Origin of the sequence: Flavobacterium sp. HSC-61S13, assembly GCF_024171535.1 — a bacterium.
Classification (GTDB): domain Bacteria; phylum Bacteroidota; class Bacteroidia; order Flavobacteriales; family Flavobacteriaceae; genus Flavobacterium.
The window spans coordinates 1-1,651 of sequence record NZ_JALJZV010000034.1 but is presented as its reverse complement, the minus strand read 5'-3'; the positions used below and the strand labels follow the sequence as shown (position 1 = coordinate 1,651).

The window sequence follows — 1,651 nt, the reverse complement described above, 5'->3', positions numbered from 1 at the left end:
ACCAACAACATCTTTGAAAATGTGTATAAATTCAATGCGAAAGAACTCGATGAGTCCACAGGATATTACTACTACGGCGCGCGTTATTACGATCCGGGTACCAGTGTGTTTTTGAGCGTAGACCCCTTAGCGGAGAAGTTCCCAGGAATGTCACCCTATGTTTATGTTGCTAATAATCCTATACGATACATAGACCCGGACGGTAGAGATATTGTCATACCTACATCATTGAAAGGCTCTGAAAGAAGACAGATAATGAGAAATCTTGGAAAACTTACTAATGATAAATTAAGCTATGATAAATTAACAGGACAAGTAATCATTAGCAAGCAAAGAACAGGAAGTAAAACTAAAGGTACGGAATTAATTAGTAGAGTAGTAAACTCGTCTAACACTATGACTATAACTGTCGGAGCACCAGGTTCGGGAAATTCTGAATCAGATGTAAACTCTTCCAATGCTATAAGTGGTGTGGGGTCTTATGTAAATGTTAGTTTTGACCCTACATCTAATCCAGATATTTTGACGGTTGACCCTAAAACAGGAAATGTATCAGGAAAGAAACGACCTAATCAAATAGGTTTGGGACACGAGATTATTCACGGAGAGAGGTCTATGCGTGGAGAAGCAATTGATTATAATGATATGGGAACTCATACTTACCAAGATGCAAATGGAAATACAGTTACGCAAACTGTACCTAAAGAAGAATTAGCAACTGTAGGGCTAAAACACAACACAAGTAAAGATATTACTGAAAATGACTTAAGAAATGAACAGGGTAAAACAAAAAATAAACAAAGAGGTGCTTACTAAAAAAATGGTAATAATTATAAATATCGTAGTTGCGTTTATAACAATGCAATCTTGCGTTACGTCTACTAATTTGAAAAAAGAGAAAATAGTGATTGATAAAGAATTATGTTTAATGATGTCGATTCCTGGAGGAAGTCGAGCTCATATATTTTTCATATCTAAAAAAGGCAAATTGAGTTATTGTATTGGTCAGGTACTCAATTTTGAATACGGAAAATTTGATATAGATAAAAAATATAAGGTTAAGACCATTATGCTAAATTCAAAAGAAATTGAAATGTTAAAAAGTTCTTTATTGAAAATTTCTGAAAGTTCCGCATATAAAGATACTTTAGTCGTGAAAGATAATTGGCAATACAGTTTATATTTAGATGATGTAAGGAAAGGATTTTGGTATTCAAACAATACGAAAGAAATACCCAAAGAGCTAAAGGAAATTACTGATATTATAGAAAATAAAATTAGAGTTTTACATAAATTATCAGGAACATCTTAATGACAACCAAAAAATCCCCGCTACCGCGCGAGTCGGCTCGCGTGGTTTATATTGCACACAAGAACACTCCATCATGTTGAGGTTTTTTGCTCGCATAAAGCGTGTTTATTAAAGATATAAAACAGGAGTAAGTGTTTTGACTAAGCCAAATTAGCATCCGGGTTTTTGTATATAACTTGAGTTTTAAGAGGGAACTATTAGTATGTTGTATTGCCACACGAAAGGATTCGTGCGGCAGCGGGGGGTGTTAAATATGGTACATCAACACCGGGTGAGCCGGCACCCTGTCTGCTTTATGAATTAGTTGTTACCGGTTATAATTACTGTGCGGCTTTAGAG

At 35.1% G+C, this 1,651-nt stretch carries 2 protein-coding genes; both read left to right on the top strand.

From position 1 onward, the window contains the following. The coding region (locus tag L1275_RS16495) for an RHS repeat-associated core domain-containing protein (RefSeq protein WP_253476107.1) at window positions 1-816 on the top strand (816 nt) is incomplete at its 5' end. Then, a complete protein-coding gene (locus L1275_RS16490; protein WP_253476110.1) occupies window positions 773-1,312 on the top strand; it encodes a hypothetical protein in 540 nt (179 codons plus the stop codon). The genes L1275_RS16495 and L1275_RS16490, both read left to right, overlap by 44 nt. Window positions 1,313-1,651 lie beyond the last annotated feature (339 nt).

What these genes read in the sequence shown, in the direction of transcription:
- L1275_RS16490 (WP_253476110.1), top strand. Translation starts at nt 773, where the DNA reads ATGAACAGGGTAAAACAAAAAATAAACAAAGAGGTGCTTACTAAAAAA.